A 21,873-nucleotide genomic window follows, 5' to 3' on the forward strand; every position below is an offset into this window, starting at 1 on the left:
CAATAGGCCTTTCGGGGCGGCGATGCTATATTGACCGATCACACTTAACGGAAGACCGATGTCTTTTAACGAACAATTTGACCAGCATGGCCAGTGGCGGCGTGAATTTGCGCTTCGCCTAAAGCTGCTTGCTGAGTGGATGAAAGACCATGACCTGCTCGACGCTGCCGTCGAGGAGCGTTTGCAGCGGCTGGAGTCCCAGGTGCGTTCCGACAAGGTCATGGTGGCTTTTGTGGCGGAATTCTCGCGCGGCAAGTCTGAGCTGATCAACGCGATCTTTTTTGCCGGCTACGGCCGCCGCATCATGCCGGCAAGCGCCGGCCGCACCACCATGTGCCCGACCGAGCTCGGCTACGACGCGGACGTGCCGCCCTGCCTGCGCTTGCTGCCCATCGAGACGCGTTTGCAGAAACAGGCGCTGATGGAGTGGCGCTCGGCCCCCGAAAAGTGGACCCGGCTGGACCTGGACGTCAACGACCCGGCCCAGCTGGCGCAAGCCCTGGAAAAAGTCGCCGAAGTGCGCCATGTCACCAAGGACGAAGCCCGCGCGCTCGGCTTCTGGCACGACAACAGCCCGGACGACAACCCGCTGGCCGGCCCCGACGGCCTGATCGAAGTGCCCAAGTGGCGCCATGCCCTCATCAACATCGCTCATCCGCTGCTCAAGCAGGGCTTGGTGATCCTCGACACGCCGGGCCTGAACGCCATAGGCGCTGAGCCCGAGCTGACGGTGAGCCTGATCCCGCAGGCACATGCCGTGGTGTTCATCTTGGCCGCCGACACCGGAGTCACCAAGTCCGACCTGGCCATCTGGCGTGAGCACCTGATCACCGAGGGCGAGGGCAGCGACGCGCGCCTGGTGGTGCTCAACAAGATAGACACGCTCTGGGACGCGCTGAGCACGCCCGAGCAGATCAAGGCGCAGATCGACCGGCAACGCGCGACCTCGGCCGAAATCCTCGGCCTGCCGGAGTCCCAGGTCATCCCCGTCTCGGCCCAGAAGGGCCTGGTAGCCAAGGTGACCCGCGACAAGGCCTTGCTGGAAGCCAGCCACCTTCCGGCGCTCGAGCTCGCGCTGGGCCAGGGCGTGATGGGCCAACGTCAGAAAATCCTGCGCTCGGCGGTGGCCGCCGGCATCGGCGAACTCCGCACGGAAGCCGGACGGGCTATGCACATACGCCGGCGCGACCTGGCCGAGCAGATGATCGAACTGCGCGGCCTGCGCGGCAAAAACGTGTCGGTGATCAAACACATGCGCAGCCGCATCGAGCAGGAACAAGCCGAATTCGATACCAGCGGCTCGAAGATCCACGCGGTGCGTTCGGTCCACCTCAAGATGCTGCGCGACCTGTTCAACCTGCTCAGTACGCCGACCCTCAAGGCCGAATTGGCGGAGCTCACGCAGGCGCTGAAGCAGCCGGGCATCAAGCTGGGCGTCAAAAAAGCCTACGGGCAGACCTTCTCTCGCCTGCGCGAGGGCCTGCAGAAATCCCAGATCCTGAGCGGCGAGATCCAGTCCATGCTGACCGCGTCCTTCCGCCAGCTCAATGCCGAATTCAGTTTCTCGCTGCAGGCGCCCAAAGAGCCGGAACTGATCCGCTACGAACACGACCTCGAACTGATAGAGCGCAGCCACCTGCAGTATCTGGGGCTGAGCAATGTGATCAAACTGTCCCAGGCGGACTTTTCCGAGCGCCTGGTGCGCGCGCTGGCCACGCGCCTGCGCGTGGTTTATGAGACGGCCCTCGGCGAGGTTGAGCTCTGGAACAAGTCGGCAGCCTCGCAGCTGGATGCCCAGCTGCGCGAGCGTCGCCGCAATTTCGGACGCAGGCTGGAGGCCATTGAGCGCATCCAGCAGGCGGCATCGGGCCTGGACGAGCGCATCGCCGAGATCGACGAGCAGGAAGGCGTGCTCAACGAGCTGGACAACAAGCTCACCGAGCTGACCGCCCACCTGATGGGTGGCACTTCTGCGCAAGACAAGGCGCAGGCCGCCGCAGCCGCCCAGAACGCGGCTGTTCCCGAGGCAGCCTGAGCCTTGCCGGCAGGCCAGTCAGCCATCCAGCGCCTTTTCCCCCTCAGGGCGCAAAGCCGGCGATGAAGCAATCCGCCTTGCAAACCCTGCCTCCCGGTTTTTCCGGGGAAATCGTACGCTGGCAAAGCACGCACGGGCGCAACAGCCTGCCCTGGCAGAACACGCGCGACCCTTACCGCGTGTGGTTGTCCGAGATCATGCTGCAGCAGACCCAGGTCGCCACCGTCCTCGATTACTACGCGCGCTTTCTTGAGCGCTTCCCCACGGTCGCCGAACTGGCTGCCGCGAGCGAAGACGACGTGTTGGGCTTGTGGAGTGGGCTGGGCTACTACAGCCGGGCGCGCAACCTGCATCGCTGCGCCAAAGATGTCATGGCCCTGCACGGCGGGCAATTTCCGGGCACCTCGGAGCAATTGCAGACCTTGCCCGGCATAGGCCGCTCGACGGCGGCCGCCATCGCCTCTTTTTGTTTCGCCGAGCGTGTGGCCATCCTGGACGGCAACGTCAAGCGGGTGCTCACCCGGGTGCTGGGTTTTTCCGCCGACCTGGCGCAAGGCGCCAATGAGAAAGCACTGTGGAACCATGCGACGGAACTGCTGCCCACGCGCAAGCTGGCCGACACCATGCCGCGCTACACCCAGGGCCTGATGGACCTGGGCGCGACGATTTGCGCCGGGCGCCAGCCGCAGTGCCTGCTGTGCCCGGTTCAGAAGCTGTGCCGCGGTTTTGCCGAAGGCGACCCCGGCAAGTACCCCGTCAAGACGCGCAAGCTCAAGCGCAGCGCCCAGGGCCTGAGCCTGTTGTGGGCGCAGCGGCCCGACGGCTCGGTCTGGCTTGAAAGGCGTCCCGGCCGGGGCGTCTGGGGCGGCCTGTATTGTCTGCCGGTATTCGACAGTGACGACGAGCTGAAAGCGGTGCTGCCGCCCGGGCTGCAATCGCGGCTCGATCCCCTGCCGCAGTTTGTCCATGTGCTCACGCACAAGGATTTGTATTTGTCGCCGTGGGTCGCGGGCTTTGGCGCCGGCCAGGCGCTGCCCAAGGCCGTGGTGTCGGAAGAGCGGCCGGGCGCCTGGTTCGGCCCCGAAGCGTGGCCCGCGCTGGGCCTGCCCGCACCTATACGCAAGCTGCTCGCGCAGGACGCCTGAGACCGGTGTCCTCTTAGCCGGCGTCGAGCTCGCGGTGCCGCTTCAGCGTGCGCCAATGCGGGCTGAAAGCCGTCGCCAGTTCCTCGACCAGGTAGACCGAGCGGTGCTGGCCGCCTGTGCAGCCGATGGCGACCGTCACGTAGCTGCGGTGGTCGCGCACCAGCGCGTTCAGCCAGTGGCTGAGGAATTGCTCGATGTGCCGGAACATGTCGCCGACCTCGGGATGCGCCTTGAGGTAATCCATCACAGGCTCATCCCGCCCCGTCAGGTGGCGCAGGCCGGACTCATAGTGCGGATTAGGCAGCATGCGCACGTCGAAGACATAGTCGGCGTCCAGCGGCACGCCGCGCTTGAACGCGAAGGATTCGAACACCAGCGTCAGCTGGGTGGTGGGCGCGGAAATCAGCGACTTCACATAGCCTTGCAACTGCGAGGACCGGATCATGCTGGTGTCCAGCACATGGGCCTGCTCGCGCATTTCGCCGAGCAGTTCGCGCTCCAGTTCGATGGCGTCCACCAGCGCGCGGTGCTGGTCGGACGCGTCTATGCGCGACAGCGGGTGCAGCCGGCGCGTTTCCGAAAAGCGGCGCACCAGGGTCTCGGTGTTGGCGTCCAGGAACAGCGACTGCACCACCACGCCGGACTCGCGCAGCTGCCGCAACTGCTGGGGTACCAGCGGCAGCGAGGTCGCGCTGCGCACGTCCATGGCAATCGCCACCTTCTGCGCGCCGTGCTTCTGTTCCAGCGCGACGAAAGGCGTGAGCAGCTCGGGGGGCAGGTTGTCGACGCAGTAGTAGCCGGCGTCCTCCAGCGCATGCAGGGCGACGGATTTCCCCGAGCCCGACATGCCGGTGATGAGGACCATTTCCAGCGTCGCCATCACTGCCCCAGCATTTCCTTGGCGTGGGCCAGCGTGGTGCCGGAAAGGCGTTCACCGCCCAGCATGCGGGCGATCTCGGCCACGCGCTGCTCGCCGTTGACATGATCGACGGTGCTCAGGGTGGCGCCGTTCTCGGAGCGCTTGGCGACCACCAGGTGCTGGTCGGCGCAGGCCGCCACCTGGGGCAAATGGGTGACGGCCATGACCTGGCGGTCCTTGCCCAGCTGTTTCATGAGGCGGCCAACGGTTTCGGCGACGGCGCCGCCCACGCCTGAATCCACCTCGTCAAAAATCAGGGTTTCGGCCTGCCCGAGCTGGCTGGTGGTGACGGCAATGGCCAGCGCGATGCGCGACAGCTCGCCGCCCGAGGCTACTTTGCCGACGGGGCGCGGCGTGCTGCCGCTGTGGCCGGCCACCAGGAATTCGGCTTGCTCGAGGCCATGCTGGGCGGGTTGTTCAAGTTTTGCCAGCGCCACGTCGAATTTTCCGCCCTGCATGCCCAGGCCCTGCATGGCCTGGGTGATGGCCTTGGCGAGCTTGGGCGCGGCTTTGGCGCGGGCCTTGGACACCTGGCCGGCTTCCTCGAGGTAGGCGGCCTTGGCCGCGGCTTCGTTCTTTTCAAGCTGGGCCAGGTCGGCCGCGGCATTGAGTTTTTGCAGTTCGGCCTGCCAGGACGCCAGCAGCTCGGGCAGCTCGGCCGGCGTGCGCTTGTAGCGGCGCGCCAGGCTGACCCACTGTGACAGGCGCTCGTCGAGTTCGGCCAGCCGCTGCGGCTCGAGTTCGGCATGGCGGGCATAGCCGTTGAGCGAGTGGACCGTGTCTTCCATCTGTGCCAGCGCGCCGTTCAGGACTTCCACCATGGCCTTGAACTCGGGCTCTATGTGTTCCTGGTTTTGCAGCGCCGCAATCGCGCGGCCCAACAGCGCGTTGGCGTTGTCGTCGGATTCCTGCAATGCATCGACGGCGGTTTGCACCGCGTCGCGCAGGGCCTGGGCATTCGACAGGCGCCCGTGCTGGGCATTGAGTTCGTCCCACTCGTCGGCGCCGGGAGCGAGCTTGTCGACTTCGCCGATCTGCCAGGCCAGTCGCTCGCGTTCGCGCTGCAGGCTGTCCTGGGCGTCGCGCGCTTCCAGCAGCGTCTTCTGCGCCAGACGCCACTGCTGCCAGCGGCGCGAGAGTTCATCCGTGGAAACGTCCGCATAGGAGTCCAGCAGGCCGCGCACCGCGTCGGGCCGCGTCAGGCTTTGCCAGGCATGCTGGCCGTGGATGTCCACCAGGTGGTCGGCGATCTCCTTGAGCTGCGTGGCGGTTGCCGCGCTGCCGTTGATCCAGGCGCGGCTTTTGCCTTGCACGTCTATCGTGCGGCGCAAGAGCAGGCTGTCGCCGCCATCGAAGCCGGCTTGCTCCAGCCAGGCGGCCAGGCCCTTGGGGCTGTCGAACTCGACGCTGATCTCGCAGCGCGCCGCGCCTTCACGTATCACACCGGCATCGGCACGCGCGCCCAGGGCAAGTTGCAGGGCGTCGATCAGGATGGATTTGCCGGCGCCGGTCTCACCGGTCAGCACCGTGAACCCGCCGGACAGGTCCAGCTCGAGTTCGTGGACGATGACGAAATCGCGAAGCGAGATGCTTTTGAGGCTCATAAATAAATCCGTGCCATTCAGGCTACGCCTTCATTCCAGTGAAGTTTTTTGCGCAAGGTGTCGAAGTAGCTCCAGCCCTTGGGGTGCAGAAAGCGCATCTGGTGCTCCGAGCGCCTGACGGTGATGCGGTCGCCGTGCAGCAGGCTGGCCAGCGACTGCATGTCGAAGTTGGCGCTGGCGTCCCGGCCGGCGACGATCTCAATCGTGATCTCGCCGGAGTCCGATAGCACGATGGGCCGGTTCGACAGTGTGTGCGGCGCGATGGGCGCCAGCACCCAGCCGGCAATCGAGGGATGGAGCAGGGGCCCGCCGGCGGACAGCGCGTAGGCCGTGGAGCCGGTGGGCGAGGCGATGATCAGGCCGTCGGCGCGCTGGTTGGCCACGAAGCGGCCGTCGACCTCGACGCGAAGCTCCACCATGCCGGCGGTCGCGCCGCGGTTGACCACCACGTCGTTCATGGCGGTGGCGCTGAAGACGCAGCGGCCGTCGCGCACCACCTTGGCCTGCATCATCCAGCGGCGGTCCTCCTCGTATTCGCCGCGCAGCATGGGAATCAGGGTGTTCTGGTAGTCCTCGAAGGCGATGTCGGTGATGAAGCCGAGCCGGCCCTGGTTGATGCCCACCAGCGGGATGCCGAACTGGGCCAGCAGCCGGCCTATGCCCAGCATGGTGCCGTCGCCGCCCACCACCAGGGCCAGGTCGCACTGGGCGCCTATGCCGGCCGCGTCCAGCGTCGGGAATTGCGTGAGGCCGGTGTTGCTGGCGGTGTCCTGCTCGATCGCTACCTCGCAGCCCTGGGTGCCCAGGAAATGCGCGATGTCCTCCAGCGCCGACCGGGAACCCTGTGCGTGGTACTTGCCGATCAGTGCGACATGGCGGAATTGCGATTTCATCGGCAAATTACATCACAACATCCGCCCCAAGCTTCGTAGAATGTCGGCATGCTTGATGATCGTGCGCGGTTGCTTCTCAAGGCGCTGGTGGAGCGCTACATTGCCGATGGGCAGCCGGTGGGTTCACGCACGCTGTCCAAGGCCTCCGGCCTGGAGCTGTCCCCCGCCACCATACGCAACGTGATGAGCGATCTCGAGGAGCTCGGCCTGATCGTCAGCCCTCACACCTCGGCCGGCCGCATCCCCACGGCGCGCGGCTACCGCCTCTTCGTCGATACCATGCTGACCACGCAGCGCGACTCCTTTCCTGCCGCGGGTCAGATAGGCGCCCCCCGGCTGGCGCCCGACCAGCCGCAAAAGGTGCTCAGCAACGCGGCGCACATGCTCTCCAGCCTGTCGCAATTCGTCGGTGTGGTCATGGCGCCGCGCCGCACTTCGGTGTTCCGCCACATTGAATTTTTGCGCCTGTCCGAAAAACGTTTCCTCGTGATCATCGTGTCGCCCGACGGCGACGTGCAGAACCGGGTCATCTTCACCGAGGCCGACTACAGCCAGTCGCAGCTGGTGGAGGCCGCCAATTTCCTCAATTCACACTACGCCGGCATGGCGATCGAGGAAGTGCGCGAGCGCCTGAAAAACGAGGTCGAGGCGCTGCGCGGCGAGATCGCCACGCTAATGCAGGCCGCGGTCAAGGTCAGCTCCGAAGCCATCGAATCGCGCGACGAAGTCGTGATCTCCGGCGAGCGCAACCTGCTGGCCGTCAGCGATTTTTCCGGCGACATGGGCAACCTGCGCAAGCTGTTCGACCTGTTCGAGCAAAAGGCGCAGCTGATGCGCCTGCTCGACGTGTCCAGCCGCGCCGAGGGCGTTCGCATCTACATAGGCGGCGAAAGCCAGGTCATTCCCTACCAGGAGCTGTCGGTGGTGACGGCGCCTTACGAAGTCGACGGCCAGGTCGTGGGCACGCTGGGCGTCATAGGCCCCATGCGCATGCCCTACGAAAAAATGATCCAGATCGTCGACATCACCTCCAAACTGGTCAGCACGGCCCTGAGCCACAGCAAGTAGGCCCGCGAGCAGGTCCCCGCAGGCCCTTACAATCTCTCTCTTGTGTGGGGCGTTAGCTCAGTTGGTTAGAGCAGAGGACTCATAATCCTTTGGTCGAGTGTTCAAGTCACTCACGCCCTACCATTTAAATAAGCTATAATTTGAGGCTTAGCGGCTGTAGCTCAGTTGGATAGAGTACTTGGCTACGAACCAAGGGGTCGTGGGTTCAATTCCTGCCAGCCGCACCACTTTTATTAGTGATTTCAATAGCTTAGAGGCTCACCCCTCTAGGCTATTTTTCTTTGCGCAGGGCTTTTTAGTGGTTTTCCGGGGCTGTACGTGCACCAGCCGCTCCGCTATTCTGGAGGCTCATTCCGGAGGAGAAACATGGGATCACTGAACGTCGAGGACCACGGCGACTGGCTGAGTTTTGGCCTGTCGCATGCAGGCAGCACCATTCCGGTCAGGATTTCGCGCGAGGCGATGGAGGAGTTCTTCGGCGCCGTGCCGGAGCCGGACTCCCTCAAAAAGGCCTACGAGCGTGATGCTGAAATGATTCACGCCCGGGCCGCCGACATGGTCGTGGCGGGCGTCAACTACACGCCCGACAATCCCCTGGTCCTGAAGATGGAAGATTTTTAGAGGCATTCACGGCCGGCCGCCATGAATGCTATGGTGGCTGGAGCATGAACAAAGCCTTTACCAAAGAAACCGATGAGTCCGAGGACGACGAGCCCGCGCTCGCCCCCTTGCCCGCGGGCGGCAAAAACTACATCACGCCGCAGGGCTATGAGCGCCTGCGCAGCGAACTGCTGGACCTGATCGACAACGAGCGACCCAAGATGGTGGAAATCGTCCACTGGGCGGCCAGCAACGGCGATCGCTCGGAAAACGGCGACTACCACTACGGCAAAAAGCGCCTGCGGGAAATCGACAGGCGCATCCGCTTCCTGACGCAGAGGCTGGAGATCGCGGAGATCAGCAATCCCTCTATCCACCACGGCAGCGACCAGGTCTTCTTCGGCGCGACCGTGAGCTATGCCGATGACAGCGGCGCAGAGCGCATGGTGACCATCCTCGGCATCGACGAGGCCAACAGTGCCCTGGGACAAATCAGCTGGATATCGCCCGTCGCCAGGGCGCTGCTCAAGTCGCGAGTGGGGGATGAGGTGAGCCTCGTGACGCCGCAAGGCCTGCAGACGCTGGAGGTGCTGAAGGTGGACTACCCGGCGCCCGACGAACGCACGGCCGGTTAAGCGGCAGGCTAGCCGGTCGACTTGGCTCGCTGAACCCGCAGGACTGAGGGTGTGCGCTTGACACTGCGCAGGGCCGAAGCCAGGTGCACGCGGTCACGTACCGCCACGCCAAAACGCAGGTCGGTCGCATCGTGCGAGGGCTCTTGCTCCATGTCGACGTGGGTGATGTCGGCCTCGGCGCTGGCCAGCGCGGCCGCAACGCGTGCCAGCACCCCCTTGCCGTTGGACACCGTGACCAGCAGGTTGGTCTCAAAAGTGCGCACCGGCTCGTCCGACCAGTCGACAGCGATGAAGCGCTCACTGTCGCGGTGCTGCAGGCGCTTGGCGACGGCGCAGTCGTCGGTGTGTATGACCAGGCCCTCGCCGCGGCCCAGGTAGCCGACGATGCCGTCGCCCGGAATGGGCCGGCAGCAGGGGGCGAACTGCACCGAGGCGCCTTCGCTGCCGTCGATCACCAGGGCGCCTTGCGACACCGACTCGTGGGCGGTGTAGCGCTCGCGGCTCATCAGCAGCGCATTGGGCTTTTCGCCGGTCTCGGCGAGCAGGGTCACGATGCGCTTGGCGACCATGCTGGCGATCCGCTTGCCCAGGCCGATGTCGGTCAGCAGGTCGGCACGCGTGCGGTTGCCGGTAAAACGCAGGATTTTTTCCCAGGTGCCGTGATGGGCCTCGTCGTCCTCGGGCAGGCGATCGCGCTCTATGCCCTCGGCGCGCAGCGCCTGGGCCAGCATTTTTTCGCCCAGGTCCTGCGATTCCGACAGCGCCATGGTCTTCAGGTGGTGGCGAATTTTGGAACGCGCCTTGCCGGTGCGTACGAAGCCGAGCCAGCCGGGGTTGGGGCTGGAGACGGAAGCCGTGATGATCTCGATGACGTCGCCGTTGTGCAGTTCGGAGCGCAGCGGCACCTGCTCGCCGTTGACCTTGGCGGCCACGGCGCGGTGGCCCACATCGCTGTGGATGGCATAGGCGAAGTCCACGATCGTCGCGCCGCGCGGCATGGCCATGATCTGGCTTTTCGGCGTGAACACATAAACCGCCTCGGGGAACAGGTCGATCTTGACGTGGTCCCAGAACTCGGCCGCATCGCGCGTTTCATGCTGGATGTCGAGCAGCGACTGCAGCCACTGCGTGCCCAGGCGCTGCGAGGCGTCGCTGTCCGGGTCCGTAGCCTTGTACAGCCAGTGAGCCGCCACGCCGGACTCGGCCACCACATGCATGGCCTCGGTGCGCATCTGGAACTCGATATTCGTGCCGAAGGGCCCGACCAGGGTGGTGTGCAGCGACTGGTAGCCGTTGATCTTGGGGATCGCGATGTAATCCTTGAACTTGCCGGGCAGGGGCTTATAGAGCTGGTGCAGCACGCCCATCGCCGTGTAGCAGGCGGTCAGGTCCTTCACGATCACCCGAAAGCCGTAGAGGTCGGTGACCTGGGCGAAGGACAGGTGCTTCTCGTCCATCTTGCGGTAGATGGAATACAGGGTCTTTTCGCGCCCCGAGATCAGCACGGGTACCTTCGCGCTGGTAAAAGCCGACTCGACTTCGCCCTGAACCCGCTTGATCACGTCGCGCCGGCGGCCGCGGGCCTTTTGCAGTGCCTTGGTCAGGGTGGCGTAGCGCCAGGGGTGCAGGTGCTGGAAGGACAGGTCCTGCAGCTCGCGGTAGGTGGTGTTCAGGCCCAGGCGGTGGGCGATGGGCGCGTAAATATCGAGGGTTTCGCGCGAAATGCGGGTCCACTTGGCGCGCGGGACGTCGCCCAGCGTGCGCATGTTGTGGGTGCGGTCGGCCAGTTTGATCAGGATGACCCGCACGTCGCGCGCCATAGCCAGCAGCATCTTGCGGAAGGATTCGGCCTGGTTTTCCTCGCGGGTGTTGAATTCCAGCTTTTCGAGCTTGGTCAGCCCGTCCACGAGTTCGGCCACCGGGGCGCCGAAGCGCTCTATCAATTCCGGTTTGGTAACGCCGCAGTCTTCAATCGCGTCATGCAGCAGGGCGGCCATGAGGGCCTGCGCATCCAGTTTCCATTCGGCGCACTGTTGCGCCACGGCGATCGGGTGGGTGATGTAGGGTTCGCCGCTGTTGCGCAGCTGGCCCAGGTGCGCCTCATCGGCAAAACGGTAGGCGCGGCGGACATTGTCGATGTCGGCGGCGCTCAGGTAGTCCAGCCTGGCCGTGAGCGCGGCAAAACTCGCGGCCGCGGCATTGGCGGCGGCCGGGGTCGATTTGCTGGCAACAACGGGCGAAAGCATGGCGCTCATGCCTTAAATGTATCGCGGCATGAAAAAAATCTGGAAAAAATGGACTTTAGAGACTCGGAAATGAAAAAAGCACCGATATTCGGTGCTTTTTGCGAGCCTGAACAGTGTTTCAGGAGGGGACTTTTTTCAGCATTTCAAGGCCGATCTTGCCGTCGGCGATTTCGCGCAGGGCGGTCACGCCGGGCTTGTTCTTGCTTTCGATCTTGGGGGCATGGCCCTGGCTCAGCATGCGCGCGCGGTAGGTTGCGGCCAGCACCAGCTGGAAGCGGTTCGGGATTTTTTCGAGGCAATCTTCGACGGTAATGCGGGCCATGGTGATCTCCGGTGTGATCGATAAGGTGAAAAGCGCTGAAATCAGGGAATTTGAAGGGCCTGGAAGGTCTCGGCACGGGCGCGTCGCTGGGCCGAAAACTTGAGCCGCTGGGCATGCACAATGGTTTTCAGGTCGAAAACTGCCCGCTCAAACAACTCGTTGATTATAACGAAGTCGAATTCCCGGGCCTGGGCCATCTCGGTGCCGGCGTTTTTGAGCCGCAGCTCGATGACCTCGGCACTATCCTCGCCGCGCCGTTGCAGGCGGGAGCGCAGTTCCTCCCAGCTGGGCGGCAGGATGAAGATCAGCACCGCATTGGCGAAAATCCGCTTGATGTTGATGGCACCCTGGAAGTCGATCTCCAGGATCACGTCGGCGCCATGGGCCACTCGCTCCTCGATGGTCTGCCGCGAAGTGCCGTAGCGGTGGCCGTGCACGTGAGCCCACTCCAGGAAGGCGTCGCGAGCCACCATGCCGTCGAATTCCTCGGGCGACAGGAAAAAGTACTCCCTGCCGTGCTTTTCCTGCCCGCGCGGAGGGCGGGTGGTGTGCGACACCGAGGGCTGGATGCGCGAATCCAGCTCCATCAGGGCCTTCACCAGGCTGGATTTGCCCGCCCCGCTGGGGGCGGCCACGACAAAAAGGTTTCCGGGATAGTCCATGCGTTCGGGTCGTTGAGTGCTTATTGAAAGAGGGGGCTGCCGGGGCGCTATTCGATGTTCTGGACCTGCTCGCGGATCTGCTCGATCAACACCTTCATGTCCACGGAGATGCGGGTCAGTTCCAGGGACGCGGATTTGGAGCCCAGTGTATTGGCTTCGCGGTGCAGTTCCTGGATCAGGAAATCCAGGCGCTTTCCCAGTTCCCCGCCGCCGGCGAGCAGGCGGTCGATCTCGTCGAGGTGGGACGACAGCCGGGTGATTTCTTCCGCCACGTCGATCCGGATGGCGAAGGCGGTGGCCTCGGTCAGGGCCCGGTCCTGGGCGATTTCCGGCAGCGCGCCGCCGTCGGACAGGGCCATGGCTTCTTTCCATCGCTCCAGGAAGCGGGTTTTCTGCTGCTCCACCAGCTTGGGGACCATGGGCACGGCCAGCGCGGCCAGTGCCCGTAGCTGCGCAGTACGGTCCAGCAGCATCTCCGCGAGGCGGGCGCCTTCCCGTTCGCGGGCCGTCATCAGCTCTTTCAGGGCCTTTTTGGCCAGCTTGAGCAGCTCATCGCTGTAGTCGTGTGGTTTTTTGTCTTCATTCGTCGCAATTCTGAGAATATCTGCGACGCTGAGCGCCCCGGCCTGTGGCAGCCAGGACTTGATGCTGTCTTCCAGCGAGCCCAGGCGCTGCAAGGTGGCCGACGAGGGCGCGCGCAGGTTGCCCGACGAGGCGCTTTCCAGCGACACCCGTACTTCGACCTTGCCGCGCTTGAGCTTGCCGGTGAGCAGTTCGCGCAGGGCTGGTTCGGCCTGCCGCAGTTCGTCGGGCAGGCGGAAGGCCAGGTCCAGGAACCGGCTGTTGACGGAGCGTATTTCGACGCCCAGACGGGAGCTGGCGTCCGGGCCCGATTCAGTTTCCGGGGCGGACTGCGCCATGCTCGATTGCACGGTTGCATAACCCGTCATGCTGTAAACTGACATTTGTAGATACGCTTTACTAGAGAGAGAACCAAGACCCAGGCCGACATTGTCTCGCCCGGGCAAGCCCAAATTATGTCAAAGGTCAAGCCTGCACCGTTGCCGCCCGACACCGTGATTGGTGGCTATCGTGTTGTGCGAAAGCTTTCGGCCGGAGGCTTCGGGGTAGTTTACTTGGCTGTCGACAACGAGGGCCAGCAGGTTGCCATCAAGGAATACCTGCCGTCTTCCCTGGCCAGCCGCTCGCCGGGCGAACTGCTTCCCCAGGTCCAGCCTGAAAAACTTTCGCTGTACCGCCTGGGCCTCAAGAGTTTCTTTGAAGAAGGCCGCTCCCTCGCCCAGATTTCCCACGGTTCCGTCGTCAGCGTGCTGAATTTCTTCCGCGAGAACGAAACTGTCTACATGGTGATGAACTACCTGGAGGGTGGCACCCTGCAGGACTTCATCATCACGGCCCGTGAGCTCAAAAAGCAGAAGGTTTTCCGCGAATCGACCATCCGCTCGCTGTTCGACGAAATCCTGCGCGGCCTGCGCATCGTGCACCAGCACAAGATGCTGCACCTGGACATCAAGCCCGCCAATATCTTCATCACCGACGACAACCGCGCCGTGATGATCGACTTCGGCGCCGCCCGCGAGGTGCTGAGCAAGGAAGGCAACTTCATTCGTCCCATGTACACGCCCGGCTTCGCCGCGCCCGAGATGTACCGCCGCGATTCCTCCATGGGCCCCTGGACTGACATTTACGCCATCGGCGCCTGCATTTACGCCACGATGCAGGGTTACCCGCCCAACGACGCGCCCCAGCGCCTCGAAAAAGACCGTCTGTCGCTTGCCCTGTCGCGTTTGCGTGGTGTCTATTCCGATAACCTGATCGAGGTTGTAGAGTGGTGCATGTCGCTCGATCCGCTGTCCCGCCCGCAGTCGGTTTTCGCCCTGCAAAAAGAGCTGAGCCGGGAGGGCGAGCGCCGCTACACCAAGCTCACCGTCAGCGAAAAGGTTCGCCTGCAGTTTGACAACATGGTGTCCGACACCAAAAAATCAGCGCGCAAGGCCACCGGCTACGCGACCAAATTCAAATGAAATTCTCAGTCTTTCAGGTCAGCCGCAAAGGCGGGCGCGAAAAGAACGAAGACCGCATGGGCTATTGCTACACGCGCGAATCGGGCCTCTTCGTGCTGGCCGACGGCATGGGCGGCCACCCTGAAGGCGAAGTGGCGGCCCAGCTCGCCCTGCAGACCATCTCGGCGCTCTACCAGAAGGAAGCGCGCCCCGTCATTGAAGACACCACCGAGTTCCTCTCCACCGCCCTGATGGCGGCGCACCACCAGATCATCCGCTACGCCAGCGAAAAAGGCATGCTGGACACCCCCCGCACCACGCTGGTGGCCGCCATCCTGCAGGGCACGGGCGCCACCTGGGTGCACTGCGGCGATTCGCGACTTTACGTCGTGCGTGACGGCGAACTGCTCACGCGCACCCGCGACCACTCCTACCTCGAACAGCAAAGCGCCGGCGTGATCAAGCTCGAGCGCATCAACCGCAACATTCTGTTCACCTGCCTGGGATCGCCCACCAAACCCGTCTTCGACGTCGCCGGCCCCGTCACCTTGCAGCAGGGCGACAAGCTGCTGCTGTGCTCCGACGGCCTTTGGGGCAGCCTCAGCGACGCCGAAATCGTGCGCCAGCTGGCCAGCAAGGGCGTGTCCGACGCGGTGCCCGACCTGGTCGAAAACGCCCTGCGCACCGGCGGCGAGCACAGCGACAACGTCACCGTGCTGGCCATGGAGTGGGAAACGCCCGACGCCTTCGAGTCCACCCGTGGCGTCTCCACCGACAGCATCATGGACGGCGTGTTCGCCTCGACGATCCAGGCCGGCGTGCTCGACACCATGGTCGACGACCTCGACGAGGCAACCATCGAACGCTCGATCGCCGAGATCAACGAAGCCATTCGCCGCTCGGCCGCCAGAAAAGCCTGATACCGGGGCCGGCGCTGCAAGGCGTCTCGTTCCCTTCTCTCCTTTTCGTTTTACCTTTTCTTCCGCTTTATTTTCTCCGGCGTTTTGCCAGAAAGCCATTTTCATGAGCCAGTTTGAACGAAGCGGCGCGCGCGCCGCCGACGCCCTGCGCAGCGTGCGCATCACCCGCCACTACACCGCCTACGCCGAAGGCTCGGTGCTGATCGAGTTCGGCGGCACCAAGGTGCTGTGCACCGCCTCCGTCGAAGAAAAAGTCCCCGGCCACAAGAAAGGCAGCGGCGAAGGCTGGGTCACCGCCGAATACGGCATGCTGCCCCGCGCCACCCATACCCGCAGCGACCGCGAGGCCGCGCGCGGCAAACAAAGCGGGCGCACGCAGGAAATCCAGCGCCTGATCGGCCGCTCCATGCGCTCGGTGTTCGACCTGAAGAAACTCGGTGAACGCACCATCCACCTCGACTGCGACGTCATTCAGGCCGACGGCGGCACCCGCACCGCCAGCATCACCGGCGCCTTCGTCGCGGCGCAGGACGCCGTCAACACCTTGATCGCCGGCGGCAAGCTCACGCAAAGCCCCATCATCGACCACGTCGCCGCCATCTCGGTCGGCATCGTGCAGGGCACGCCCTTGCTGGACCTTGAATACACCGAAGACTCCGCTTGCGACACCGACATGAATGTTGTCATGACCGGCGCCGGCAATTATGTGGAAGTGCAGGGCACGGCCGAAGGCGCCGCGTTTTCGCGGAAGGAAATGGACGCGCTGCTTGTGCTCGCCGAAAAAGGCATCACCGAGCTGGTCGCGCTGCAAAAGCAGTCGCTGGCTGCCTGAGCGTCCGTCCGTCGCGTAGCTTCCGGCGCTTTTCGCCCCATCGACTCCCATGAAAAAAATCGTTTTAGCCTCCAACAACCAGGGCAAACTCGCCGAACTCAAGGCCATGTTCGCGCCTCTGGGGCTTGAACTTGTCAGCCAGGCCGAACTGGGCCTGCCCGAGGCCGAAGAACCCTTTCGCACCTTTGTCGAAAATGCCCTCGCCAAAGCCCGACAGGCCTCGCGCCTCAGCGGCCTGCCCGCGCTGGCCGACGATGCGGGCCTGTGCGTCGAGGCTTTCGGCGGCCTGCCCGGCGTCGACACCGCTTTTTACGCCACCCGCTATGGCTACACCAAGGGCGATGACAACAACGTCAAGGCCTTGCTTGAACAGATGGCGCACCTGGCGCAGCCTTCCGAACGCCGCGCCGCGCTGGTCAGCACGCTGGTGGCTGTGCGCTCCGACAAAGACCCCGAGCCGTTGATTGCCTCCGGCCGCGTGGCCGGGCAGATCGCCGCACAGCCTGTGGGCGACAACGGCTTCGGCTTCGACCCGGTGATGTTCATCCCCGAGTTCGGCAAAACCTTTGCGCAACTGCCGGTCGAGGTCAAGAACGCCAACAGCCATCGCGGCAAGGCCGCGCGCCAGATGATCGCACTGATGCGCGGACAGTGGCCGCTCACCCCCTGACACTCGCCATGGCGCAGCAGGACATCCAGCACTACATGCGCAGCGGCACGCTGCGGCTGGCCGCGCTGCCGCCGCTGTCGCTCTACGTGCACCTGCCCTGGTGCATACGCAAGTGCCCCTACTGCGACTTCAATTCGCACGAAGCCGTGGGCGAGATGCCTGAGCAGCGCTACATCGACGCGGTGATCGCCGACCTTGAGGCCGCGCTACCCCTGGTCTGGGGCCGCACCGTGCACAGCATCTTCATAGGCGGCGGCACGCCCAGCCTGTTTTCGCCGCAAGCCATAGATCGCCTGCTGGCCGACATACGCGCGCGCTTGCGGCTCGAGGCCGATTGCGAGATCACGCTCGAAGCCAACCCCGGCACCTTTGAGAAAGACCGCTTCAAGGCCTTCCGCGCCGCGGGCGTGACCCGCCTGTCCGTCGGTGTGCAAAGCTTTGACGACCGGCACCTCAAAGCCCTGGGCCGCGTGCACGACCGCGCCCAGGCCATCGCCGCGGTCGAGGAAGCCGCGCAGGCCTTTGACACTTTCAATCTCGACATCATGTACGCGCTGCCCGGGCAGACCATGGAAAGCCTGGAGCAGGACATGCGACAGGCCCTGGCCCTGCAGCCGCCCCACATCTCCATCTACCACCTGACGATTGAGCCCAACACCTACTTCGCCAAATTCCCGCCCGTGGTGCCAGAAGAAGACACGGCCTACGCCATGCTCGACAAGATTACAGAGATGACCGGGGCCGCGGGCCTGCAGCGTTATGAAGTGTCGGCCTATGCCAAGCCAGGCCACCGCTGTTTCCACAACCTCAACTACTGGCAGTTCGGCGATTACCTCGGCATAGGCGCGGGCGCCCACAGCAAGCTCAGCTTCGCGCATCGCGTGGTGCGCCAGGTGCGTTATCGCGAACCCAAGCTGTACATGGAAAAAGCCTTGGCCGGCGAAGCCGTGACGCAAGAGACCGAAGTCGGCCGCGCCGACCTGCCTTTTGAATTCATGCTCAACGCCCTGCGCCTGCGCGACGGTTTCAAGCTGCAGGACTTCAGTGAGAAGACGGGGCTGCCCATCACCGCCATCCAGCAGGGCCTCGAAGAAGCCGAACGCAAGGGCCTGATAGAGCGCGATTTCGTGCACGTCAAACCGACCGAACGCGGCTTTGATTTTTTGAACGACCTGCAGTCACTGTTCCTGGCCGGCTGAACAAGCAAGGCCCGAATCGCATGGAAACTCCCGCCCTTATTTTTCTCGTTGTCAGCTGCGCCATCAGTTTCGGCCTGGGCCGGCTTTTTGTGCATTTCCGCGACAAGAAGCGCAGGAAGGCGGCCGAGGAGCGCGCCGCCGCGGCACTCCGCAACCGGCCGGCCGAGCCCGAATCGCTCAACAAGGCCAAGCGCAAACGTCAGCTTCAGCAAGCCGCCAAAGGCAAGCGCTGAATCATCGGCGCAGGGCTGCTCAACCGCAGCTGACCCGCGTCACCCGGCCCGCATCATCCACCGTGAGGTTCAGCCGCTCGGCATTGAACTCCATGGTCACCACCTGGTTGGGCCTGAGTGTCCGTACGGTCTTGGCGCCGGCGCGCGTGCGCGCTTCATTTTCGAGCGTGGCATCCACATTGCGGCCCATGGCGAACTGGGCCGGGGCGGCATTGCAGCGGGTTGACACGGGGGCGGGATCGGATGGCTGGCTGGTAGCGGGGGTGGTTCCGCAGGCCGACATCAACAGGACGGCGGTGGTGGCAAGGGCTGCCAATACTGGTAAACGCATAGTGGGTCCTTTCAAAAACAGCGGCTGCATTCAACGCCGCACAATAGCTTGTCGTCGTAAAGTCCTTTCGTCGAGAAGATATCGCTCGGCGGGGCATCGCCAGATGGGGTAATGCCGGTAATTACTGTAGGTGCAGGCCCGCGTATGAAATCAACAAGTCATGGGCGGCAAACATCCATAATCCGGGCTGGCCCCAGGCAAGTATGAAATGTTCTAAAACCATTGCCCGCATGTGAAGCCTGCCCTGCCGAGCGACAAGCCCGCAAGCTGAACTGCGCCGCCAGCTTCCGAACACGCCATTCCTGCCTATGCTCGACTATCCTCCTCGCTCGCGTCCAGCCGGCAGCACCAAATATGATTTTTAATTCCTGGCAGTTCATCCTGGTGTTCCTGCCGATCTCATTTGGCGTCTATTTTTGGCTCAATCACCGCCGCCTGATTACCGGGGGGAAAGTCTGGTTGGTGGCCACAAGCCTGTTTTTTTATGCCTATTGGGACATCAAGCACCTGCCGCTGATGTTGGGTTCAATTTTTCTGAACTTCGTCATCGGTTCATGGCTGGCCCGGACGCACGAGACATTTCTTCGGAGGATGAAAAAGTCTCAATGCGGCTTTGACCGGCGCCGTGTTCTCGTTATGGGCATCGCGGCCAATCTAGTCGTGCTCGGGTATTACAAATACACGGACTTCCTGCTCAGCAATGTCAATGCCGTCCTTTTTGGGACGGGCTACTACTTCCCGGATATTGCTTTGCCGCTTGCGATCAGCTTCTTTACGTTTACTCAAATCATTTATCTGGTGGATAGTTATCGGGGGGAGACAGCCGAATACGGCTTGCTGAACTACTCGCTATTCGTGACCTTTTTCCCGCATCTCATAGCAGGCCCCATTGTTCACCATCGCCAGATCATGCCGCAATTCTCCTCACGCTGGACAATGGCACGGCGGTATTCAAATATCATGAAGGGCCTGTTTATTTTCTCCATCGGGATGTTCAAGAAAGTTGTCATCGCCGACAGTTTTGCGATCTGGGCGACGGCCGGGTTCGATGGCAGAGAGGCTCTTGGGTTCTTTGATGCGTGGAAGACAAGCTTGTCATACACATTCCAGCTGTACTTCGATTTCAGCGGCTATTGCGACATGGCGATTGGGGCTTCTTTGCTTTTCAATATCCGGCTTCCCATCAACTTCAACTCGCCCTACAAGGCCCTGGACATCCAGGATTTCTGGCGCCGCTGGCACATTACCCTGAGCAGTTTCCTGCGCGATTATCTTTACATCCCTCTAGGCGGGAATCGGCACGCGGAATATCGCACCTACCTGAATCTTTTCATTACGTTCTTGCTGGGCGGCTTATGGCACGGGGCGACCTGGATGTTTTTGATCTGGGGCGCCATGCACGGTGGCGCCGTTGCCATCCACCGACTCTGGAAAACACTCAACCGACCATTGCCTCCGGTGCTGGCGTGGATTGTGACTTTTGCCTTTGTGAATGTCGCATGGGTATTCTTCCGCGCAAAGACACTGAACGATGCCATGCGCGTACTTCGCGGAATGATTGACTTTGGTTCGGTGCTCGACCCCCCGACAGCTTTGATTTTCACATCCAACCTTGCTTGGGCGGGAATACACCCCGATACGCCAGGGAAGATTTTTCTTGCCGGGTTTTTCTGGCAAATCCCCGCGTACGTAGCGATCGCCGCAGCCTTCGGAATAATCGTGCAACAGAATTCTATGGAGATCGTAAACAGTCCTCTCGGAACCAGGAAATTGATCTACGGCGCTGCCATGCTCTCGGTGGCGATGTACTTCACCTTGGTGACAACCAGTTCTGTGTTTCTCTATTTCAATTTTTAGTTCTACTGATTGTGAAAAATCGAGCATTCATTTTTCTGTCTTTTTTCATCAGCTTGTTGGTTATTCCTGCGATCAACATTCTCTGCGCACCTGATTTTTCGAACTTGAAATGGTCTAAGGCCTTTTTCTACAACATGGATTTTTCGGTGAGTTGGATTTCCAGGTCGCTTTATCCATATGGCATCAGTGTGAGTCCGAAGCAGGTAATCATCGGCCATGATGCTTGGCTTTACTTGGGTGATAAAGAGGAGAAAACATTAACCGTGGATCGAAGTCCGCCGACAGAGGCTGATAGCGCCTTGGGCAAAAAAATTGGAAGCTCTGCGCAGGCATGGGATGTCTATCTTTCAAGCAAAGGCGTCAAGGTGTACAGGATCATGGTGGGGCCGAACAAGGGCTCCATATACCCTGAGTACTTGCCAGTGTGGGCGAGATCGCCGTCGCCCAACGTTGCGGACATGTTGTTTGCTGAAGCGGGAGAACTTCGTTACGTCGATCTCAGAAAGCCTTTACTGGCCGCTAAGGCCAGCCGGCCGGAAGCGCTTTATTACCGGGCGGATACCCACTGGAATTCCTTGGGTGCGGGGATTGCATTTCGCGCATTTGGTCGGCAGGTTGCCGAGGCTGCCCCGGAGGTAAGGTGGCCGCCAGAGACAGCCTATGACATCATTCGCGTCGAGCCGAGAGTGGGCGGCGACTTGGCAAATCTCCTGCGCATCCGTGATCTGCCGGATGTCGAGCCGGTTGCCCGGGTGTCGGATCCTCCAGTCCAAACCACCCAGTTCTATTTACATACTAAAACTTCCATTCGCCCTGGCGGCAATCCCATGATTGAAACACCTGTGAAACCGCTTCGGGTCAGATCGGAAAGCGCCCTCAATAACAAAAAAGTCCTTTGGCTTAGGGATTCATTCGGGACTGCAATGTCCCCCTTTATGGCGGCAACGTTCAGCGATGTTCTGCAGGTGAATTGGCATGACGTGAAGTCGCCTGAAAATTTTTCCCAGTTGATCGATGAATTCGAGCCGGAGTACGTTTTTGTCACTGTGGTCGAACGTGAATCCCGCAGTAGATTTTTTACCACTTTTCCTCCAGTAGTGTCCGTTTCGAGCGCAAGAGAGGGCAAACCGGCACAGGCGGCAATTCCGCAAGGACCAAGCTATGGAAACAAGCAGTATTGAGCACCCAATTCAGGCTGCCAATGTCTGCAGGGTTGTCGCCATTTGCAGGCAACCGGGCATGACGTGGAACTGGGCACCATTGGCAGCGCATGCTGGTTCGATACCCGTCAGAGCATCCGTTTGAACTGGCCGTGGTTCTGCGGCATCACAAACGATGCGGTTAAACTACCCGACTCGGAAGCGTGGCAGAGCGGTTGAATGCAGCAGTCTTGAAAACTGCCGAGGATGCAAGTCCTCCGTGAGTTCGAATCTCACCGCTTCCGCCACTTGTGTGGCACAAGTTCAGCCCTGCCAACAGCGCACCTCCGGTTCGGCCTGGCGCCGTAACCGCACCGCAGTGCTCTGACCCTCTCTCGCTCGACAGCAAGTCCTACGGCCAGCACGCATGCCGGCTGCCCAGGTTATTGCTATGCGCAAGCCAATTTCCGGCTAAGCCCGCAACTCATGCTTTTGGCCGCCAAGGGGATTCCCAAGCCCCTCAGCAACAAACAGACCAA

At 62.3% G+C, this 21,873-nt stretch carries 21 protein-coding genes and 3 tRNA genes; 16 read left to right on the forward strand and 8 right to left on the reverse strand.

The window, feature by feature from the left end; translation table 11 throughout:
- Positions 1-58: 58 nt before the first annotated feature.
- Positions 59-2,035, forward strand: a complete 1,977-nt coding sequence (locus AC1D0O_RS09015) for a dynamin family protein (RefSeq protein ID WP_477653190.1) — start codon at positions 59-61, stop codon at positions 2,033-2,035.
- 62 nt (positions 2,036-2,097) lie between these two features.
- A complete protein-coding gene (gene mutY, locus AC1D0O_RS09020) occupies positions 2,098-3,180 on the forward strand; it encodes an A/G-specific adenine glycosylase (protein WP_477653191.1) in 1,083 nt (360 codons plus the stop codon).
- A 13-nt stretch (positions 3,181-3,193) separates the two neighbouring features.
- Here the strand turns inward: mutY and rapZ are convergent, their stop codons facing one another.
- From rapZ to AC1D0O_RS09035, 3 genes are read right to left on the reverse strand one after another with little or no spacing between them, the layout of a single operon-like run.
- Complete coding sequence (gene rapZ, locus AC1D0O_RS09025; RefSeq protein WP_477653192.1) at positions 3,194-4,060, reverse strand: RNase adapter RapZ; 867 nt, start codon at positions 4,058-4,060, stop codon at positions 3,194-3,196.
- A complete protein-coding gene (gene recN, locus AC1D0O_RS09030) occupies positions 4,060-5,703 on the reverse strand; it encodes a DNA repair protein RecN (protein WP_477653193.1) in 1,644 nt (547 codons plus the stop codon). Before recN ends, rapZ begins: the two co-directional genes overlap by 1 nt.
- A gap of 17 nt (positions 5,704-5,720) precedes the next feature.
- Positions 5,721-6,596, reverse strand: coding sequence for an NAD kinase (locus AC1D0O_RS09035; RefSeq protein ID WP_436156629.1), 876 nt, complete (start codon positions 6,594-6,596; stop codon positions 5,721-5,723).
- Between the two features lie 48 nt (positions 6,597-6,644).
- Between AC1D0O_RS09035 and hrcA the strand changes: the two genes are divergently transcribed.
- The 5 genes from hrcA to greB all read left to right on the forward strand — a co-directional run bounded on the left by hrcA (position 6,645) and on the right by greB (position 8,899).
- Complete coding sequence (gene hrcA / locus AC1D0O_RS09040; protein WP_477653194.1) at positions 6,645-7,664, forward strand: heat-inducible transcriptional repressor HrcA; 1,020 nt, start codon at positions 6,645-6,647, stop codon at positions 7,662-7,664.
- Positions 7,665-7,710: 46 nt separating this feature from the next.
- A tRNA-Ile gene (locus tag AC1D0O_RS09045) sits at positions 7,711-7,787 on the forward strand.
- A gap of 27 nt (positions 7,788-7,814) precedes the next feature.
- Positions 7,815-7,891, forward strand: a tRNA-Arg gene (locus AC1D0O_RS09050).
- Between the two features lie 139 nt (positions 7,892-8,030).
- Positions 8,031-8,285, forward strand: coding sequence for a hypothetical protein (locus AC1D0O_RS09055; RefSeq protein ID WP_477653195.1), 255 nt, complete (start codon positions 8,031-8,033; stop codon positions 8,283-8,285).
- A 44-nt stretch (positions 8,286-8,329) separates the two neighbouring features.
- Complete coding sequence (greB, locus tag AC1D0O_RS09060) at positions 8,330-8,899, forward strand: transcription elongation factor GreB (RefSeq protein WP_477653196.1); 570 nt, start codon at positions 8,330-8,332, stop codon at positions 8,897-8,899.
- An 8-nt stretch (positions 8,900-8,907) separates the two neighbouring features.
- On the opposite strand, the gene AC1D0O_RS09065 is transcribed toward greB, so the two are convergent.
- The 4 genes from AC1D0O_RS09065 to AC1D0O_RS09080 all read right to left on the reverse strand — a co-directional run bounded on the left by AC1D0O_RS09065 (position 8,908) and on the right by AC1D0O_RS09080 (position 13,094).
- Positions 8,908-11,145 (reverse strand): RelA/SpoT family protein, encoded by a 2,238-nt coding sequence (locus tag AC1D0O_RS09065; protein ID WP_477653197.1) that lies wholly within the window; start codon positions 11,143-11,145, stop codon positions 8,908-8,910.
- Between the two features lie 118 nt (positions 11,146-11,263).
- On the reverse strand, positions 11,264-11,467 hold the full coding sequence (rpoZ, locus tag AC1D0O_RS09070) for a DNA-directed RNA polymerase subunit omega (RefSeq protein WP_348046396.1): 204 nt from the start codon (positions 11,465-11,467) through the stop codon (positions 11,264-11,266).
- A gap of 41 nt (positions 11,468-11,508) precedes the next feature.
- Positions 11,509-12,129 carry a guanylate kinase gene (gene gmk, locus AC1D0O_RS09075; protein WP_477653198.1) on the reverse strand — a complete coding sequence of 207 codons (621 nt, stop codon included), beginning with the start codon at positions 12,127-12,129 and terminating at the stop codon, positions 11,509-11,511.
- A gap of 47 nt (positions 12,130-12,176) precedes the next feature.
- The gene (locus AC1D0O_RS09080; RefSeq protein WP_477653199.1) at positions 12,177-13,094 is read right to left on the reverse strand and encodes a YicC/YloC family endoribonuclease; all 918 of its coding nucleotides are present in this window, start codon (positions 13,092-13,094) and stop codon (positions 12,177-12,179) included.
- A gap of 72 nt (positions 13,095-13,166) precedes the next feature.
- Here AC1D0O_RS09080 and AC1D0O_RS09085 point away from each other — a divergent pair, with 72 nt between their 5' ends.
- From AC1D0O_RS09085 to AC1D0O_RS09110, 6 genes are all read left to right on the forward strand, one after another.
- Positions 13,167-14,174: a serine/threonine protein kinase gene (locus AC1D0O_RS09085; protein ID WP_007874747.1), complete on the forward strand. Its 1,008-nt coding sequence runs from the start codon at positions 13,167-13,169 to the stop codon at positions 14,172-14,174.
- Positions 14,171-15,073, forward strand: a complete 903-nt coding sequence (locus AC1D0O_RS09090; RefSeq protein ID WP_436156659.1) for a PP2C family protein-serine/threonine phosphatase — start codon at positions 14,171-14,173, stop codon at positions 15,071-15,073. The genes AC1D0O_RS09085 and AC1D0O_RS09090 overlap by 4 nt, the downstream gene beginning before the upstream one ends.
- Positions 15,074-15,176: 103 nt before the next feature.
- Positions 15,177-15,905: a ribonuclease PH gene (gene rph, locus AC1D0O_RS09095; RefSeq protein ID WP_477653200.1), complete on the forward strand. Its 729-nt coding sequence runs from the start codon at positions 15,177-15,179 to the stop codon at positions 15,903-15,905.
- A gap of 49 nt (positions 15,906-15,954) precedes the next feature.
- Positions 15,955-16,575, forward strand: a complete 621-nt coding sequence (gene rdgB / locus AC1D0O_RS09100) for an RdgB/HAM1 family non-canonical purine NTP pyrophosphatase (protein WP_477653201.1) — start codon at positions 15,955-15,957, stop codon at positions 16,573-16,575.
- An 8-nt stretch (positions 16,576-16,583) separates the two neighbouring features.
- Positions 16,584-17,774, forward strand: a complete 1,191-nt coding sequence (hemW, locus tag AC1D0O_RS09105) for a radical SAM family heme chaperone HemW (RefSeq protein WP_477653202.1) — start codon at positions 16,584-16,586, stop codon at positions 17,772-17,774.
- A 20-nt stretch (positions 17,775-17,794) separates the two neighbouring features.
- Complete coding sequence (locus AC1D0O_RS09110) at positions 17,795-18,007, forward strand: hypothetical protein (protein WP_477653203.1); 213 nt, start codon at positions 17,795-17,797, stop codon at positions 18,005-18,007.
- Positions 18,008-18,026: 19 nt separating this feature from the next.
- Here the strand turns inward: AC1D0O_RS09110 and AC1D0O_RS09115 are convergent, their stop codons facing one another.
- Positions 18,027-18,338, reverse strand: coding sequence for an I78 family peptidase inhibitor (locus tag AC1D0O_RS09115; RefSeq protein ID WP_477653204.1), 312 nt, complete (start codon positions 18,336-18,338; stop codon positions 18,027-18,029).
- 354 nt (positions 18,339-18,692) lie between these two features.
- Here AC1D0O_RS09115 and AC1D0O_RS09120 point away from each other — a divergent pair, with 354 nt between their 5' ends.
- From AC1D0O_RS09120 to AC1D0O_RS09130, 3 genes are all read left to right on the forward strand, one after another.
- Positions 18,693-20,195, forward strand: coding sequence for an MBOAT family O-acyltransferase (locus tag AC1D0O_RS09120; RefSeq protein ID WP_477653205.1), 1,503 nt, complete (start codon positions 18,693-18,695; stop codon positions 20,193-20,195).
- An 11-nt stretch (positions 20,196-20,206) separates the two neighbouring features.
- Complete coding sequence (locus AC1D0O_RS09125; RefSeq protein ID WP_477653206.1) at positions 20,207-21,376, forward strand: alginate O-acetyltransferase AlgX-related protein; 1,170 nt, start codon at positions 20,207-20,209, stop codon at positions 21,374-21,376.
- Positions 21,377-21,552: 176 nt separating this feature from the next.
- Positions 21,553-21,642 (forward strand) — tRNA-Ser (locus AC1D0O_RS09130).
- Positions 21,643-21,873 lie beyond the last annotated feature (231 nt).

The sequence above is a fragment of the Polaromonas sp. P1_F2 genome, from assembly GCF_056405735.1.